Source organism: Burkholderia metallica (assembly GCF_001718555.1).
Taxonomy (GTDB): Bacteria; Pseudomonadota; Gammaproteobacteria; order Burkholderiales; family Burkholderiaceae; genus Burkholderia; species Burkholderia metallica.
In genome coordinates, this window is sequence record NZ_CP013401.1 from 1,637,094 (window position 1) to 1,652,608 (window position 15,515).

At 64.6% G+C, this 15,515-nt stretch carries 10 protein-coding genes; 6 read left to right on the forward strand and 4 right to left on the reverse strand.

The features are described from left to right. The first annotated feature begins 13 nt into the window (after nt 1-13). Complete coding sequence (gene truB / locus WJ16_RS07275; protein ID WP_069256476.1) at nt 14-946, forward strand: tRNA pseudouridine(55) synthase TruB; 933 nt, start codon at nt 14-16, stop codon at nt 944-946. A 90-nt stretch (nt 947-1,036) separates the two neighbouring features. On the opposite strand, the gene WJ16_RS07280 is transcribed toward truB, so the two are convergent. The 4 genes from WJ16_RS07280 to WJ16_RS07295 form a co-directional block, all read right to left on the reverse strand. Next, nucleotides 1,037-2,596, reverse strand: coding sequence for a DHA2 family efflux MFS transporter permease subunit (locus WJ16_RS07280; RefSeq protein WP_069256477.1), 1,560 nt, complete (start codon nt 2,594-2,596; stop codon nt 1,037-1,039). A gap of 28 nt (nt 2,597-2,624) precedes the next feature. Further along, nucleotides 2,625-3,839: an HlyD/EmrA/EmrK family protein gene (locus WJ16_RS07285; protein WP_069256478.1), complete on the reverse strand. Its 1,215-nt coding sequence runs from the start codon at nt 3,837-3,839 to the stop codon at nt 2,625-2,627. A 52-nt stretch (nt 3,840-3,891) separates the two neighbouring features. Then, complete coding sequence (locus WJ16_RS07290; protein ID WP_069256479.1) at nt 3,892-5,388, reverse strand: efflux transporter outer membrane subunit; 1,497 nt, start codon at nt 5,386-5,388, stop codon at nt 3,892-3,894. A gap of 87 nt (nt 5,389-5,475) precedes the next feature. After that, complete coding sequence (locus WJ16_RS07295; protein WP_069256480.1) at nt 5,476-5,967, reverse strand: MarR family winged helix-turn-helix transcriptional regulator; 492 nt, start codon at nt 5,965-5,967, stop codon at nt 5,476-5,478. 327 nt (nt 5,968-6,294) lie between these two features. Here WJ16_RS07295 and typA point away from each other — a divergent pair, with 327 nt between their 5' ends. From typA to zapE, 5 genes are all read left to right on the forward strand, one after another. Then, nucleotides 6,295-8,121, forward strand: a complete 1,827-nt coding sequence (typA, locus tag WJ16_RS07300) for a translational GTPase TypA (RefSeq protein ID WP_069256481.1) — start codon at nt 6,295-6,297, stop codon at nt 8,119-8,121. A 316-nt stretch (nt 8,122-8,437) separates the two neighbouring features. Further along, a complete protein-coding gene (locus WJ16_RS07305; protein WP_069256482.1) occupies nt 8,438-11,302 on the forward strand; it encodes a 2-oxoglutarate dehydrogenase E1 component in 2,865 nt (954 codons plus the stop codon). 135 nt (nt 11,303-11,437) lie between these two features. Continuing rightward, nucleotides 11,438-12,715 (forward strand): 2-oxoglutarate dehydrogenase complex dihydrolipoyllysine-residue succinyltransferase, encoded by a 1,278-nt coding sequence (gene odhB / locus WJ16_RS07310; RefSeq protein WP_069256483.1) that lies wholly within the window; start codon nt 11,438-11,440, stop codon nt 12,713-12,715. 81 nt (nt 12,716-12,796) lie between these two features. Beyond that, nucleotides 12,797-14,227, forward strand: a complete 1,431-nt coding sequence (gene lpdA / locus WJ16_RS07315; protein WP_069256484.1) for a dihydrolipoyl dehydrogenase — start codon at nt 12,797-12,799, stop codon at nt 14,225-14,227. A gap of 98 nt (nt 14,228-14,325) precedes the next feature. Then, the gene (zapE, locus tag WJ16_RS07320) at nt 14,326-15,423 is read left to right on the forward strand and encodes a cell division protein ZapE (RefSeq protein WP_069256485.1); all 1,098 of its coding nucleotides are present in this window, start codon (nt 14,326-14,328) and stop codon (nt 15,421-15,423) included. Nucleotides 15,424-15,515 lie beyond the last annotated feature (92 nt).

Consider the following 15,515-nt stretch of genomic DNA (forward strand, 5'->3'; position numbering starts at 1 on the left):
GCTCGACCGGCCTATGACGAATGCAGCACCCCAACGTCCGCGCGTGCCCCGGCGCGTGCTGGACGGTGTCCTCCTGCTCGACAAGCCGGTCGGCCTGTCGAGCAACGATGCGCTGATTCGCGCCAAGCGCCTGCTGCTCGCGAAGAAAGCCGGCCACACCGGCACGCTCGATCCGCTGGCTTCCGGCCTGCTGCCGCTGTGCTTCGGCGAGGCGACGAAGTTCTCGCAGGATCTGCTCGACGCGGACAAGACCTACGAGGCGACGATGCGTCTCGGCCAACGCACGGCCACCGGCGACGCGGAAGGCGACGTGATCGACACGCGGCCCGTCGAATGCGATCGCACGGCGGTGGAAGCCGCGCTTGCGCGCTTCACCGGCGAGATCGTGCAGGTGCCGCCGATGTATTCGGCGCTCAAGCGCGACGGCAAGCCACTGTACGAATATGCGCGCGCCGGGCAAACCGTCGAGCGCGAGGGGCGCAACGTGACCATCCTCGCACTCGACCTGCTCGCGTGCGACCTGCCTGACGTGACGTTCCGCGTGACCTGCAGTAAAGGCACTTACGTTCGCACGCTGGCGGAGGATATCGGCGAGGCACTCGGTTGCGGCGCGCATCTGACGATGCTGCGTCGCACGGGTGTCGGCGCGCTGACGCTCGAGCATGCGGTGACGCTCGATGCGCTGTCGGATGCGGCCGAGTCGGCTCGCGATGCATGGCTTCAACCGGTCGATGCATTGCTGTCGACGTTTCCGGCCGTTCGTCTCGATGAAGCGTCCGCGAAGCGGTTTCTGCACGGCCAGCGTCTGCCGCTGTCGGAACTCGCACCAGTCGCGGCGGCCGATGGCGAGCGCGTGCGCGTGTACGACGCAACGCGGTTGCTCGGCGTCGCACGCAAGGCGAATGGCGTGCTCGCGCCGGAACGGCTCGTCGTGACGGCAGCGTGACGCAATGGCGCACGCGCGTGCGCGGTGTCCGAATGGAAAAAGCCCGGTCGAACGACCGGGCTTTTTGTTTGATGCGCTGGCGGGTCTTGCTCAGTGCGCGGCCGATGCGGCCGCACCGGCGTCGCCGCCGCCCGCGCGTTCGGGCTTGGTGATCCAGATCAGTCCGATCAGCAGCACGAAGATCACCGCGGAGATGTAGAACAGGTCGTTCACGCCGAGCTGCGCGGCCTGTTGCGTGGCCAGATTGTTGATCAGCCCGTGCGCCTGGTTCTGTGTCAGCCCGAGGTTGCCCATCTGCGTGACGGCCTGGTTGAACGTCGGGTTGTACACGTTCGCCTGCTCGACCAGCTGCGCATGATGGAAATTGTTGCGGTGATCCCACGCGGTCTGGAAGATCGACGTGCCGATGCCGCCGCACATGATCCGCACGAAGTTCGACAGGCCCGATGCCGCGGGAATGCGGTGGCCGGGCAGGCCGGACAACGTGATCGACACGAGCGGAATGAAGAAGCCCGCCATCGCGATACCCTGCACGAGTGTCGGCAACGTCAGCGACCATTCGTCGACGCCCGTCGTGTACTGCGAACGCATCCAGAAACACAGTGCGAAGATCAGGAACGCGGCGGTCGCGATGTAGCGCGGATCGGTGCGCGGCAGGAACTTGCCGGTCAGCGGCGACAGCAGGATCGCGAACAGCCCGACCGGCGCCATCACGAGACCGGCGTCGGTTGCCGTGTAGCCGATCTGGGTCTGCAGCCACAGCGGCAGCAGCACGAGGTTGCCGAAGTAGAGTCCATAGCCGACGGCCAGCGCGATCGTGCCGCCCGTAAAATTCCGCATGCGGAACAGCGACAGGTCGACGACGGGGTGTTCGGCGGTCAGTTCCCAGATCACGAAGAACGCGAACGCGATGACCGCGATCAGCGCCAGTGCGACGATCGTCGTCGATGCGAACCAGTCGAGATCCTTGCCCTTGTCGAGCATGATCTGCAGCGAGCCGACCCACAGCACGAGCAGCGCCAGCCCCACGCCGTCGATCGGCGCGCGGCGCACCGTCGATTCGCGGGTGCGGTAGATCGACCACGTGGCGAGCGCGGCGGCAATGCCGACCGGAATGTTCACGTAGAAGATCCACGGCCACGAATAGTTGTCCGAGATCCAGCCGCCGAGGATCGGGCCCGCGACGGGTGCGATCAGCGTCGTCATCGACCATAGCGCGAGCGCCATCGGCGCCTTCGCGCGCGGATAACTCGACAGCAGCAGCGATTGCGACAGCGGAATCATCGGGCCGGCGACCGCGCCCTGGAGCACGCGCGACCCGAGCAGGAACGGCAGGTTCGGCGACAGCCCGCACATCCACGACGAGATGACGAACAGGATGATCGACGCGAGGAACAGGCGGACCTGTCCGAAGCGGTCGGTCAGCCAGCCCGTCAGCGGCACCGAGATCGCGTTCGCGACCGCGAACGACGTGATGACCCATGTGCCCTGGTCGGACGACACGCCGAGGTCGCCCGAGATGGTCGGGATCGCGACGTTCGCGATGGACGTGTCGAGCACGTTCATGAACACCGCGAGCGATACCGCGATCGTCCCGAGTACGAGTTGCCCGCCCTGCAAGGGCGGGTAGGAGACGGGAGCCTGTGCCATGTCGGTTGTCTTTCCGGAGTCGGAACGGTTACATCATTTTCGCGGCGCTGCTCTGCTTCGCCGCGACCGGTGCCGTCGCGTTGCCGCCGGCGTTCTCGGCGATGATGCGCGCGATTTCGGCGTCGGCTTCGTCACCGTACTTCGCGAACACGTTGGTCTCATAGACGGTGTTCGGCGCGTTGACGAGCTGGTCGCCGCGTTCGTCCTTGATGTCCACGTCGACCTGCATCGACAGGCCGATGCGCAGCGGATGCTTGTCGAGATCCTTCGGGTCGAGTTCGATCCGCACCGGCAGGCGCTGCACGACCTTGATCCAGTTGCCGGTCGCGTTCTGTGCCGGCAGCAGCGAGAATGCCGAGCCCGTGCCCGCCGAGAAACCGACGACCTTCCCGTGATACGTGACCGACGAGCCGTAGATGTCGGCCGTCATTTCGACCGGCTGGCCGATGCGCATGTGCTTCAGCTGGACTTCCTTGAAGTTCGCGTCGACCCAGACGGCATTCAGCGGCACCACGGACATCAGCGGGTTGCCCGGCGACACGCGCTGGCCGACCTGCACCGAGCGCTTCGCAACGTAGCCGGTGACCGGCGCCGGCAGCACGTTACGCGCGTTCGCGAGGTAGGCGTCGCGAACCTTCGCGGCCGCGGCCAATACGTTGGGGTGCGATGCGATCGTCGTGTTCGCGGTCAGCGCGCGGTTCGATGCGAGCTGCTGCTGCGCGGCGTCGACCGACGCCTGCGCGGCCTTCACCGCGTCGCGTGCGTGTGAGATTTCTTCCTGCGACACGGCGCCCGTCTGCGCGACGGCCATGCGGCGGCGGAGGTCGTCCTGGGCCTTCGACAGATCGGACTGGCGCAGCGCGACTTGCGCGCGGTACTGGTCGTCGTTGACGAACAGGCCGCGCACCTGGCGCACCGTCTGCGCCAGGTTGGCTTCCGCCTGCTGCAGCGCGACCTGCGAGTCGGCCGGGTCGAGCACGACGAGCGGATCGCCTGCCTTGACCGTCTGCGTATCGTCCGCCTTCACCGCGATCACGGTGCCCGTCACCTGCGGCGTGATCTGCACGACGTTGCCGTTCACGTAGGCGTCGTCGGTGTCTTCATGGAAGCGGGCGACGAGGAAGTAGTACAGGCCGTATGCGATGGCCGCGATCACGATGACCGCGACGAGCAGCGTCATCATTCGTTTGCGCTTGCCGTTGTTCTGCGGCTGCGCGCTGGCGGCGTTTTGTTGGTCGCTCATGGCGATTTTCTCCGTCCGTTATTTCGAGTGTCTGCGTAGTGGTGGCGCCGGATCAGTTGGCGGCCTGTTTTGTCGGCTTGCCGGTATCGGGCGCGGCGAGCGGCGTGCCGGTCGCATCGAATCCGCCGCCGAGCGCCTTGATCAGCGCGAGCTGCATGTCGCGTCGGCGCATCTTCAGGTTGGTCACCGTCTGCTCCGACGCGAGGCGGTTACTGTCCGCGGTCAGCACCTGCAGTTGCGGCGACAGGCCCGCCTTGTAGCGGATGACCGCGAGGTCGTACGCGCGCGTCGAGGCGTCGAGCGCGCGTTGCGCATCGCCCATCTGGCGATCGATCGCGCGGATCGACGCGACCTGCGTCGCGACGTCGTTCAGCGCGCTGATCAGCGTCTGGTTGTAGTTCGCGACCGACAGGTCGAAGTCCGCGTAGCGGCCCTTGAGCTGCGCGCGCAGCGCGCCGGCGTCGAAAATCGGCAGATGGATCGCCGGGCCGAACTGTGCCTGACGGCTCGCGAAGTTCAGGAATTTGCCCCAGCCGAACGCATCGAAGCCGAAGCCGGCCGCAAGGTTCACGTCCGGATAGAACTCGGCCTTCGCTTCCTTCACGTCGTGCATCGCGGCTTCGACCTGCCAGCGCGCGGCGACGATGTCGGGGCGGCGCGACACGAGATCGGCCGGCAGGTTGCCGGGCAGCGCGACTTCGCCGGTCGGGTTCATCACGGGTACGGCGATCTGCAGCCCGCGATCCGGACCCTTGCCGAGCAGCGCGGCGAGCTGGTAGCGCACCGACGTGATCTGGCCGTCGAGGTCCGACAGCGAAGCCTGGGTCGTCGCGATGTTGCCGCGAGCCGTCTGGCGTTCGACGTTGGTGTCGAGGCCGGCCGACACGCGGCCGTCGGTAATCTTGCCGACCGTCTCGCGATTGGTGATCTCGCGCTGGGCGATATCGCGCAGCGCATAGAGCTGCGCGAGCGAGTTGTAGGTGCGCGCGACCGATGACGCGAGCGTGATGCGCGCCTGCTGCATGTCGGCTTCGGCCGCCTTTTCCTGCGATACGGCGGTGTGCAGGCGTTCGCGGTTCTTGCCCCACAGGTCGAGTTCCCACGACGCGCTCGCGAGCGCGTTGTTTTCGCTGTACCACTGGCCGCCGTACGGGGGCGGGAACAGTGCGTTCGACGAATACAGTTCACGCGTCCACGAATAGCTGGCTTCCGCCTTCGGCATCAGGTTCGAGCGCGACGATTCGATGTACGACGACGCCTTGGCGATGCGTGCCTGCGCCTGCGCGATCGACGGATTGCCCTGCAGGGCTTCGTCGATCAGCTTCGGCAGCTGCGGATCGCCGAACTGGCCGGCCCAGTCGAGCGCCGGCCACTGGCCGCCCTGGGCCGGCAGGCTCTGCGCGGATTCGAATTGCGACGCGGGGGCGATCTGCTTGTCGCTCTTGATGCCGATGTAGTTCGCGCAGCCCGCCAGCGCCAGTGCGGCGACCGCAGCGGCGACGACGGCGCGGCACGACCCGGCGCGCACGGACAACGGGGAGGATTTCATCGCGCTGATCCCTGACTCGGAATGAATGATGGACACTGCAAGGATTTCCTTACATTAATCTGTCAAAAGTAATTGTTATGGCAACTATTACGTGATGCTGGCGCCAGCGGTTTCGCAGTAATTGCTGAGAATGCGGCGCAACATGCTCTTCAGGAACCCGACTTCCTCCGGCGTAAACCCGTCCAGCACCTGGTCGAGCACGCTGCGGAAAATCGGCGGCAGGCGTTCGGCGAGCGCACGGCCTTCGTCGGTCAGCTCGAGGCGGACGACGCGCCGGTCCTCGACGCTGCGCACGCGGGACAGCAGGCCGCGTTTCTCGACCCGGTCGAGCAGGCGCGTGACCGCACTTGCATCGATCCCGTATTCGCGGGCGAGCTCGGCGGCCGTCGAGCACTTGCCGACCGCGATCATGAACAGCATGCTCGCCTGCGTGCCCGTGATGCCGAGCTCTTCCTGCGTGCGTTGCGTGACCAGGTTGGTCATCACCGACTTCACGCGCGACATCAGATAACCGACGCTGTCGTTCATCTGATACGAGGACAGCGGCGAAACGGGCGGTTGGGTAGAAGAATCCGACATAAAACGCTGAAGCTGCAATAGTTGACTAGGCAGCAGTATAGGCACAGTTGCTTGCCGCGGCAAATGTTAATCGAACGGCAAAGGGCGCGCTTCGTGCGCCGAAAATCCCTTATCCCAATAAGGTTTTGGCGCGGGCCGGCCGCGCGGGCCACGACCGATCGGCGCGTTTGAGGAGGAGGGCGAGCCGGCCGGCTTGTTGCGTTGCAGCGTATTCGCCGGCTGCCGACATTCTGACGTGCTATAATTTATGGCTTTCCAAGCTGCAATGCGCGCGCCCGTGAAAAACGAGCGGGCGCTTTTGCGCGTTCAAACGATTTCCAGGTTTCTATGACCCGCGCCCTTCGCAATATCGCCATCATCGCCCACGTCGACCACGGCAAGACTACGCTCGTCGACCAACTGCTTCGCCAGTCCGGCACCTTCCGCGAGAACCAGCAGATTGCGGAGCGGGTAATGGACTCGAACGACATCGAAAAAGAGCGCGGGATCACGATTCTCGCGAAGAACTGCGCGGTCGAGTACGAAGGCACGCACATCAACATCGTCGACACGCCGGGGCACGCGGACTTCGGCGGCGAGGTGGAGCGCGTGCTGTCGATGGTCGACTCGGTGCTGCTGCTCGTCGACGCGGTCGAGGGCCCGATGCCGCAGACGCGCTTCGTCACGAAGAAGGCGCTCGCGCTCGGCCTGAAGCCGATCGTCATCATCAACAAGATCGACCGCCCGGGCGCGCGGATCGACTGGGTGATCAACCAGACCTTCGACCTGTTCGACAAGCTCGGCGCAACCGAAGAGCAGCTCGACTTCCCGATCGTCTACGCATCGGGCCTGAACGGCTATGCGTCGCTCGACCCGGCCGCGCGCGAAGGCGACATGCGCCCGCTGTTCGAGGCGATCCTCGAGCACGTGCCGGTCCGTCCGGCGGATCCGGACGCGCCGCTGCAGCTCCAGATCACGTCGCTCGACTATTCGACGTACGTCGGCCGGATCGGCGTCGGCCGCATCACGCGCGGCCGCATCAAGCCGGGCCAGCCGGTCGCGATGCGCTTCGGGCCGGAAGGCGAGGTGCTGAACCGCAAGATCAACCAGGTGCTGTCGTTCACGGGCCTCGAGCGCGTGCAGGTCGAATCGGCCGAAGCGGGCGACATCGTGCTGATCAACGGTATCGAAGACGTCGGCATCGGCGCGACGATCTGCGCGGTGGACACGCCGGAAGCGCTGCCGATGATCACCGTCGACGAGCCGACGCTGACGATGAACTTCCTCGTCAACTCGTCGCCGCTCGCCGGCCGTGAAGGCAAGTTCGTCACGAGCCGCCAGATCCGCGACCGTCTGATGAAGGAACTGAACCACAACGTCGCGCTGCGCGTGAAGGACACCGGCGACGAAACGGTGTTCGAAGTGTCGGGCCGCGGCGAACTGCACCTGACGATTCTCGTCGAGAACATGCGTCGTGAAGGCTATGAGCTGGCCGTGTCGCGTCCGCGCGTCGTGATGCAGGAAATCGACGGCGTGCGCCACGAGCCGTACGAGCTGCTGACGGTCGACGTCGAAGACGAGCACCAGGGCGGCGTGATGGAAGAGCTCGGTCGCCGCAAGGGCGAGATGCTCGACATGGCGTCGGACGGCCGCGGCCGCACGCGTCTGGAATACCGGATCTCGGCCCGCGGCCTGATCGGCTTCCAGAGCGAATTCCTGACGCTCACGCGCGGCACGGGCCTGATGAGCCACATCTTCGACTCGTACGCACCGGTCAAGGACGGCTCGGTCTTCGAGCGCCGTAACGGCGTGCTGATCTCGCAGGACGACGGCGCTGCCGTGGCCTACGCACTGTGGAAGCTGCAGGATCGCGGCCGCATGTTCGTGAAGCCGGGCGACGCGCTCTATGAGGGCATGATCATCGGCATCCACAGCCGTGACAATGACCTCGTCGTGAACCCGATCAAGGGCAAGCAGCTGACCAACGTGCGTGCGTCGGGTACCGACGAAGCCGTGCGCCTCGTGCCGCCGGTCCAGATGTCGCTCGAATACGCGGTCGAATTCATCGACGACGACGAGCTCGTCGAAGTGACGCCGCAGTCGATCCGCCTGCGCAAGCGCTTCCTGAAGGAGCACGAGCGTCGCCGCGCGAGCCGCGAAGGCGCGGTCGACTAAGTTCGGCTGTTTCCGCGCATGACGAAAAAGGCTGCCCCCGGGCAGCCTTTTTTGCATCCGTGCGACGGGCAATCGGGTTATCTGCAAGACACTGTTCCCGCGGGTCGTGGCAATCCGGCGAAACCCCGCTGCGCGGCGCTTTCGGGCACATCTCGCCGTGAACTCCGGTATCGGTTCTGTGATATGCTGCGCGCACGCAAGTTTTAGGTCCTTCCAAGCAAGACTTGATTCGCAATCCGCTAAACGGTCAGGCCGTGTCGCGGAAGGTTGAGTAACCCGCTATTTCTCGAGAAGCTCGAAGAAAGGTGAGCGTAAAATGTCAGATGTAATGAAGCAGTTTCAGCTGAACTCCTATCTGTTCGGCGGCAATGCTTCGTACGTTGAAGAACTGTACGATGCATACCTCAACAATCCGGCATCGGTGCCGGAGAACTGGCGAGAGTATTTCGACGCGCTGCAGAACGTTCCTGCAACCGACGGTTCGAACGCCAATGACGTCGCTCACTTCCCGATCGTCGAATCGTTCGCCGAGCGCGCGAAGGCCAATGCCTTCATCCCGCGCGAAAGCACCACCAATCTGGCTGCGGCGCGCAAGCAAGTGCACGTGCAGTCCCTCATCAGCGCGTATCGCTTCCTCGGCTCGCAATGGGCCAACCTGGATCCCCTGAAGCGTCGCGAACGCCCCGCCATTCCCGAGCTCGAACCCGCGTTCTACGATTTCTCCGAAGGCGACCTCGACCAGACGTACAGCGCAAGCAACCTGTACTTCGGTTTCGACCAGGCTTCGCTGCGTGACATCGTCAAGGGCCTGCGCGACACGTACTGCGGCACGATCGGCGCCGAATACATGTACATCAGCGATCCGGAGCAGAAGCGCTGGTGGCAGGAGCGCCTGGAGTCGATCCGCGCGACGCCGAACTTCTCGGCGGACGAGAAGAAGCACATCCTCAATCGCCTGACGGCCGCCGAAGGCCTCGAGCGCTACCTGCATACCAAGTACGTCGGCCAGAAGCGCTTCTCGCTCGAAGGCGGCGAAAGCTTCATCGCGGCGATGGACGAAGTCGTCCAGCACGCGGGCAAGCGCGGCGTGCAGGAAATCATCATCGGCATGGCCCACCGCGGCCGTCTGAACGTGCTGGTCAATACGCTGGGCAAGATGCCGGCCGACCTGTTCGCCGAATTCGAAGGCAAGCACGTCGACGACCTGCCGGCCGGCGACGTGAAGTACCACAAGGGCTTCTCGTCGGACGTGTCGACGGAAGGCGGCCCGGTCCACCTGTCGCTCGCGTTCAACCCGTCGCACCTCGAAATCGTGAACCCGGTGGTCGAAGGTTCGGCGAAGGCGCGGATGGACCGTCGCGGCGACGAAGACGGCCTGCAGGTGCTGCCGGTGCAGATCCACGGCGACGCGGCCTTCGCGGGCCAGGGCGTCGTGATGGAAACGCTGAACCTCGCGCAGACGCGCGGTTACGGCACGCACGGCACGCTGCACATCGTCATCAACAACCAGATCGGCTTCACGACGTCCGACCCGCGCGATGCGCGCTCGACGCTGTACTGTACCGACGTCGTCAAGATGATCGAAGCGCCGGTGCTGCACGTGAACGGCGACGATCCGGAAGCCGTCGTGCTCGCGACCCAGATCGCGATCGACTACCGGATGCAGTTCCACAAGGATGTCGTGATCGACATCGTCTGCTTCCGCAAGCTGGGTCACAACGAGCAGGACACGCCGGCGGTCACGCAGCCGCTGATGTACAAGAAGATCGCGCAGCATCCGGGCACCCGTGCGCTGTACGCCGAGAAGCTCGTGCAGCAGGGCGTGATCACCGCGGAAGACGCCGACAACTACGTGAAGGCGTACCGCAAGGCGATGGACGACGGTCACCACACGGTCGACCCGGTCCTGTCGAACTACAAGAGCAAGTACGCGGTCGACTGGGTTCCGTTCCTGAACCGCAAGTGGACGGACGCCGCCGATACCGCCGTGCCGCTCGCCGAACTGAAGCGCCTCGGCGAACGCATCACGACGGTGCCGGAAAACTTCAAGGTCCACCCGCTCGTCGAGCGCGTGATCAACGACCGCCGCAACATGGCGCGCGGCGACCAGCCGCTCGACTGGGGCATGGGCGAGCACCTCGCGTTCGCGTCGCTCGTCGCATCGGGCTACTCGGTGCGCCTGACGGGCCAGGACTCGGGCCGCGGCACGTTCACGCACCGTCACGCGGTGCTGCACGACCAGAATCGCGAGCGCTGGAACGACGGCACGTACGTGCCGCTGCAGAACATCGCCGACGGTCAGGCGAAGTTCACGGTGATCGACTCGGTGCTGTCGGAAGAGGCAGTGCTGGGCTTCGAATACGGCTACTCGACCGCCGAGCCGAATACGCTCGTGCTGTGGGAAGCCCAGTTCGGCGACTTCGTCAACGGTGCGCAGGTCGTGATCGACCAGTTCATCTCGTCGGGCGAAGTGAAGTGGGGCCGCGTATCGGGTCTCACGATGCTGCTGCCTCACGGCTACGAAGGCCAGGGTCCGGAACACTCGTCCACGCGTATCGAGCGTTTCCTGCAGCTGTGCGCGGATCACAACATGCAGGTCGTCCAGCCGACGACGCCGGCGCAGATCTTCCACCTGCTGCGTCGCCAGATGATCCGCCTGTTCCGCAAGCCGCTGATCGTCGCGACGCCGAAGTCGCTGCTGCGTCACAAGGAAGCGGTGTCGGACCTGTCGGAACTCGCGAAGGGTTCGTTCCAGCCGGTGCTGGGCGAAACCGACGGCGGCATCGACGCGAAGAAGGTCAAGCGCGTGCTGGTTTGCTCGGGCCGTGTGTATTACGACCTCGTCGCGCATCGCCGCGAAGCGAAGGCGAACGATGTCGCGATCATCCGTATCGAGCAGCTGTACCCGTTCGCGCACAAGCAGTTCGAAGCCGAAATGAAGAAGTACGAGAACGCGACGGAAGTGGTCTGGGTGCAGGACGAGCCGCAGAACCAGGGCCCCTGGTTCTACGTCGAGCACCATCTGAAGGAAGGCATGAAGGAAGGGCAGAAGCTGGCATACAGCGGCCGTCCGGCTTCGGCCTCGCCGGCGGTTGGCTACTACGCGAAGCACTACGAGCAGCAGAAGGCCCTCATCGAAGGTGCATTCGGCCGCCTGAAGAGCGCATCGATCGCGAAATAACCGACGGAAGCGAAACGGGAAGGCGCGATGCGCTTTCCCGTCTCTTTTGGCCCGCCGGGCGCGTCGCGCGCCGTACCGGCTGAAGGAATCGCACGAACCTCGTCATTACCCAGATTAAGCATCCAGGAAAATCACATGGCTATCGTAGAAGTCAAAGTCCCCCAGCTTTCGGAGTCGGTTTCGGAAGCGACCATGCTGCAGTGGAAGAAGAAGCCGGGCGAAGCAGTTGCTCAAGACGAAATCCTGATCGAACTCGAGACCGACAAGGTCGTGCTCGAAGTGCCGGCACCCGCCGCGGGCGTGCTCGCGCAAGTGCTGCAGAACGACGGTGACACCGTGGTCGCCGACCAGATCATCGCGACGATCGACACCGAAGCGAAGGCAGGGGCCGCCGAAGCAGCGGCAGGCGCCGCCGAAGTGAAGCCGGCGGCAGCACCTGCTGCAGCCGCACCGGCAGCACAGCCGGCCGCCGCAACCGCATCGAGCTCGGCCGCCGCATCGCCGGCAGCATCGAAGCTGCTCGCCGAGAAGGGCCTGTCGGCAGGCGACGTCGCAGGTTCGGGCCGCGACGGCCGCGTCACGAAGGGCGACGCGCTGGCAGCAGGCAGCGCACCGAAGGCCGCTCCGGCTGCCGCACCGGCCAAGGCGGCCGCTGCGAAGCCGTCGCTGCCGGAAGTGAAGGTGCCGGCATCGGCTGCGACCTGGCTGAACGACCGTCCGGAACAACGCGTGCCGATGTCGCGCCTGCGTGCGCGTATTGCCGAGCGTCTGCTCGAGTCGCAGCAGACCAACGCGATCCTGACCACGTTCAACGAAGTGAACATGGCCCCGGTCATGGAGCTGCGTAACAAGTACAAGGACAAGTTCGAGAAGGAACACGGCGTGAAGCTCGGCTTCATGTCGTTCTTCGTGAAGGCGGCCGTGCACGCGCTGAAGAAGTTCCCGCTCGTGAACGCGTCGATCGACGGTAACGACATCGTCTACCACGGTTACTTCGACATCGGTATCGCCGTCGGCTCGCCGCGCGGCCTCGTCGTGCCGATCCTGCGCAACGCGGATCAACTGAGCCTCGCGGAGATCGAAAAGAAGATCGCCGAGTTCGGCCAGAAGGCGAAGGACGGCAAGCTGTCGATCGAGGAAATGACGGGCGGTACGTTCTCGATCTCGAACGGCGGCGTGTTCGGCTCGATGCTGTCGACCCCGATCATCAACCCGCCGCAGTCGGCCATCCTCGGCGTGCACGCGACGAAGGAGCGTCCGGTCGTCGAAAACGGCCAGATCGTGATCCGTCCGATCAACTACCTCGCGCTGTCGTACGACCACCGGATCATCGACGGTCGCGAAGCCGTGCTGTCGCTCGTCGCGATGAAGGATGCGCTGGAAGATCCGGCACGCCTGCTGCTCGACCTGTAAGCCGAGTCTCACCGCATTGACCCGCTCCGCACGTTCGCGCTCGCGCGCGGACGTGCGGGCGCACAAGTAGAAAGGATTGCCATGTCCAAGGAATTTGACGTCGTCGTGATCGGCGCCGGCCCCGGCGGCTACATCGCCGCGATTCGCGCCGCGCAGCTGGGCAAGACCGTTGCCTGTATCGAGAAGTGGAAGAACCCGGCCGGCGCGCTGAAGCTCGGCGGTACCTGCCTGAACGTCGGCTGCATCCCGTCGAAGGCGCTGCTCGCGTCGTCGGAAGAGTTCGAGAACACGTCGCATCACCTGGCCGACCACGGCATCACGGTCGACGGCGTGAAGATCGACGTCGCGAAGATGCTCGGCCGCAAGGACGCGATCGTCGAGAAGATGACGAGCGGGATCGAGTTCCTGTTCAAGAAGAACAAGATCACCTGGCTGAAGGGCCACGGCAAGTTCACCGGCAAGACCGACGCCGGCGTGCAGATTGAAGTGAGCGGCGAAGGCGAAACCGAAGTCGTCACCGCGAAGAACGTGATCATCGCGACGGGTTCGAAGGCGCGTCACCTGCCGGGCATTCCGGTCGACAACAAGATCGTGTCGGACAACGAAGGTGCGCTGACGTTTGACGCAGTGCCGAAGAAGCTCGCCGTGATCGGCGCAGGCGTGATTGGCCTCGAGCTCGGCTCGGTGTGGCGCCGCCTGGGTGCCGAAGTGACGGTGCTCGAAGCGCTGCCGGCGTTCCTCGGCGCGGCCGACGAAGCGCTTGCGAAGGAAGCGGCCAAGCTGTTCAAGAAGCAGGGCCTCGACATCCATCTCGGCGTGAAGATCGGCGACGTGAAGACGACCGCGAACGGCGTGTCGATCGCCTACACGGACAAGGACGGCAACGCGCAGACGCTCGACGCCGACCGCCTGATCGTGTCGGTCGGCCGCGTGCCGAACACCGACAACCTCGGCCTCGAGGCGATCGGCCTGAAGGCGAACGAGCGCGGCTTCATCGACGTGGACGACCACTGCCGCACTGCCGTGCCGAACGTGTACGCGATCGGCGACGTGGTGCGCGGCCCGATGCTCGCGCACAAGGCGGAAGATGAAGGCGTGCTGGTCGCGGAAGTGATCGACGGCCAGAAGCCGCACATCGACTACAACTGCATTCCGTGGGTGATCTACACGTACCCGGAAATTGCATGGGTCGGCAAGACGGAGCAGCAGCTGAAGGCGGAAGGCCGCGAGATCAAGTCGGGCAAGTTCCCGTTCTCGATCAACGGCCGTGCGCTCGGCATGAACGCGCCGGACGGCTTCGTGAAGATGATCGCGGATGCGAAGACCGACGAACTGCTCGGCGTGCACGTGATCGCGGCGAACGCGTCGGACCTGATTGCGGAAGCCGTGGTGGCGATGGAATTCAAGGCGGCGTCGGAAGACATCGCCCGTATCTGCCATCCGCACCCGTCGATGTCGGAAGTGATGCGCGAAGCGGCGCTCGCCGTCGACAAGCGCTCGCTGAACAGCTGAGCGCGACATAGCGCCGGCCTGCTCTCGGCCGGCGCAGCCGTCTCATGACGAAGGCGGGCGGGGTTTCCCGTCCGCCTTCGTTTTTTCCGGTTTGCCCGATGAACGTCACCGAATACTACACGCGCGAACTGACCACGCGCGGCTATCAGTCCGATCCGGCGCAGCGCGCGGCCGTCGACCGTCTGCAGCAATGTTTCGACGAGTGGGTCGAGTACAAGGCGCGCCGCTCGAACGCATTCAAGAAGCTCATCAATCATCCCGACCTCCCGCGCGGCGTGTACATGTGGGGCGGCGTCGGTCGCGGCAAGAGCTTCCTGATGGACAGCTTCTACGCGGTCGTGCCCGTGCAGCGCAAGACACGCCTGCATTTCCACGAGTTCATGCGCGAAGTGCATCGCGAACTCGAGGAACTGAAAGGGCAGGCCGATCCGCTCGACGAACTCGCCCGGCGCATCGCGAAGCGCTACCGGCTGATCTGCTTCGACGAGTTTCACGTGTCGGACATTGCCGATGCGATGATCCTGTATCGTCTGCTCGACCGCCTGTTCAACAACGGCGTGCAGTTCGTGATGACGTCCAACTACGATCCCGACGACCTGTATCCGGACGGCCTGCATCGCGACCGCATGCTGCCGGCGATCGCGCTGATCAAGGAGAAGCTCGACGTGCTGAACGTCGACGCGGGCGTCGACTATCGGCAGCGCACGCTTGCGCAGGTGAAGATGTATCACACGCCGCTCGGCGCGGATGCCGATCGCGAATTGCGCCATGCTTTCGGCAAGCTCGCGGCGGTGCCCGACGAGAGCCCGCTCCTGCACATCGAGAAGCGCGAGCTGAAGGCGCTGCGCAAGGCGGACGGCGTCGTCTGGTTCGACTTCGCGACGCTGTGCGGCGGCCCGCGCTCGCAGAACGACTATCTCGAACTGGCGAGCCGCTTCCATGCGATCGTGCTGTCCGAGGTGCCACAGATGTCTCCGCGGATGGCGTCCGAAGCGCGCCGCTTCACGTGGCTCATCGACGTGCTGTACGACCACAAGGTCAAGCTGCTGATGTCCGCGGCGGTGCCGGCGGAACAGTTGTACGTCGAAGGCCCGATGGCCAACGAGTTTGCGCGGACGGTCTCGCGAATCGTCGAGATGCAGTCGAAGGAATATATCGAAACGCCGCGCCGCATCGTCGATACGTCGCTGACCTGAGTCCGACTGCCGGCAATTGACGGGGATCAAACGTCAATTCCGGTTAAATCGGGTTGATCTCGGGGTAATTTCGGATTTGTCTTATATTCACC

Excerpts from the sequence above, each read along its gene's own strand:
- zapE (WP_069256485.1), top strand. The coding sequence starts at position 14,326 with ATGAACGTCACCGAATACTACACGCGCGAACTGACCACGCGCGGCTAT.
- WJ16_RS07305 (WP_069256482.1), top strand. The coding sequence starts at position 8,438 with ATGTCAGATGTAATGAAGCAGTTTCAGCTGAACTCCTATCTGTTCGGC.
- WJ16_RS07280 (WP_069256477.1), bottom strand. The coding sequence starts at position 2,596 with ATGGCACAGGCTCCCGTCTCCTACCCGCCCTTGCAGGGCGGGCAACTC.
- WJ16_RS07285 (WP_069256478.1), bottom strand. The coding sequence starts at position 3,839 with ATGAGCGACCAACAAAACGCCGCCAGCGCGCAGCCGCAGAACAACGGC.
- WJ16_RS07295 (WP_069256480.1), bottom strand. The coding sequence starts at position 5,967 with ATGTCGGATTCTTCTACCCAACCGCCCGTTTCGCCGCTGTCCTCGTAT.
- WJ16_RS07290 (WP_069256479.1), bottom strand. The coding sequence starts at position 5,388 with ATGAAATCCTCCCCGTTGTCCGTGCGCGCCGGGTCGTGCCGCGCCGTC.
- typA (WP_069256481.1), top strand. The coding sequence starts at position 6,295 with ATGACCCGCGCCCTTCGCAATATCGCCATCATCGCCCACGTCGACCAC.
- lpdA (WP_069256484.1), top strand. The coding sequence starts at position 12,797 with ATGTCCAAGGAATTTGACGTCGTCGTGATCGGCGCCGGCCCCGGCGGC.
- odhB (WP_069256483.1), top strand. The coding sequence starts at position 11,438 with ATGGCTATCGTAGAAGTCAAAGTCCCCCAGCTTTCGGAGTCGGTTTCG.
- truB (WP_069256476.1), top strand. The coding sequence starts at position 14 with ATGACGAATGCAGCACCCCAACGTCCGCGCGTGCCCCGGCGCGTGCTG.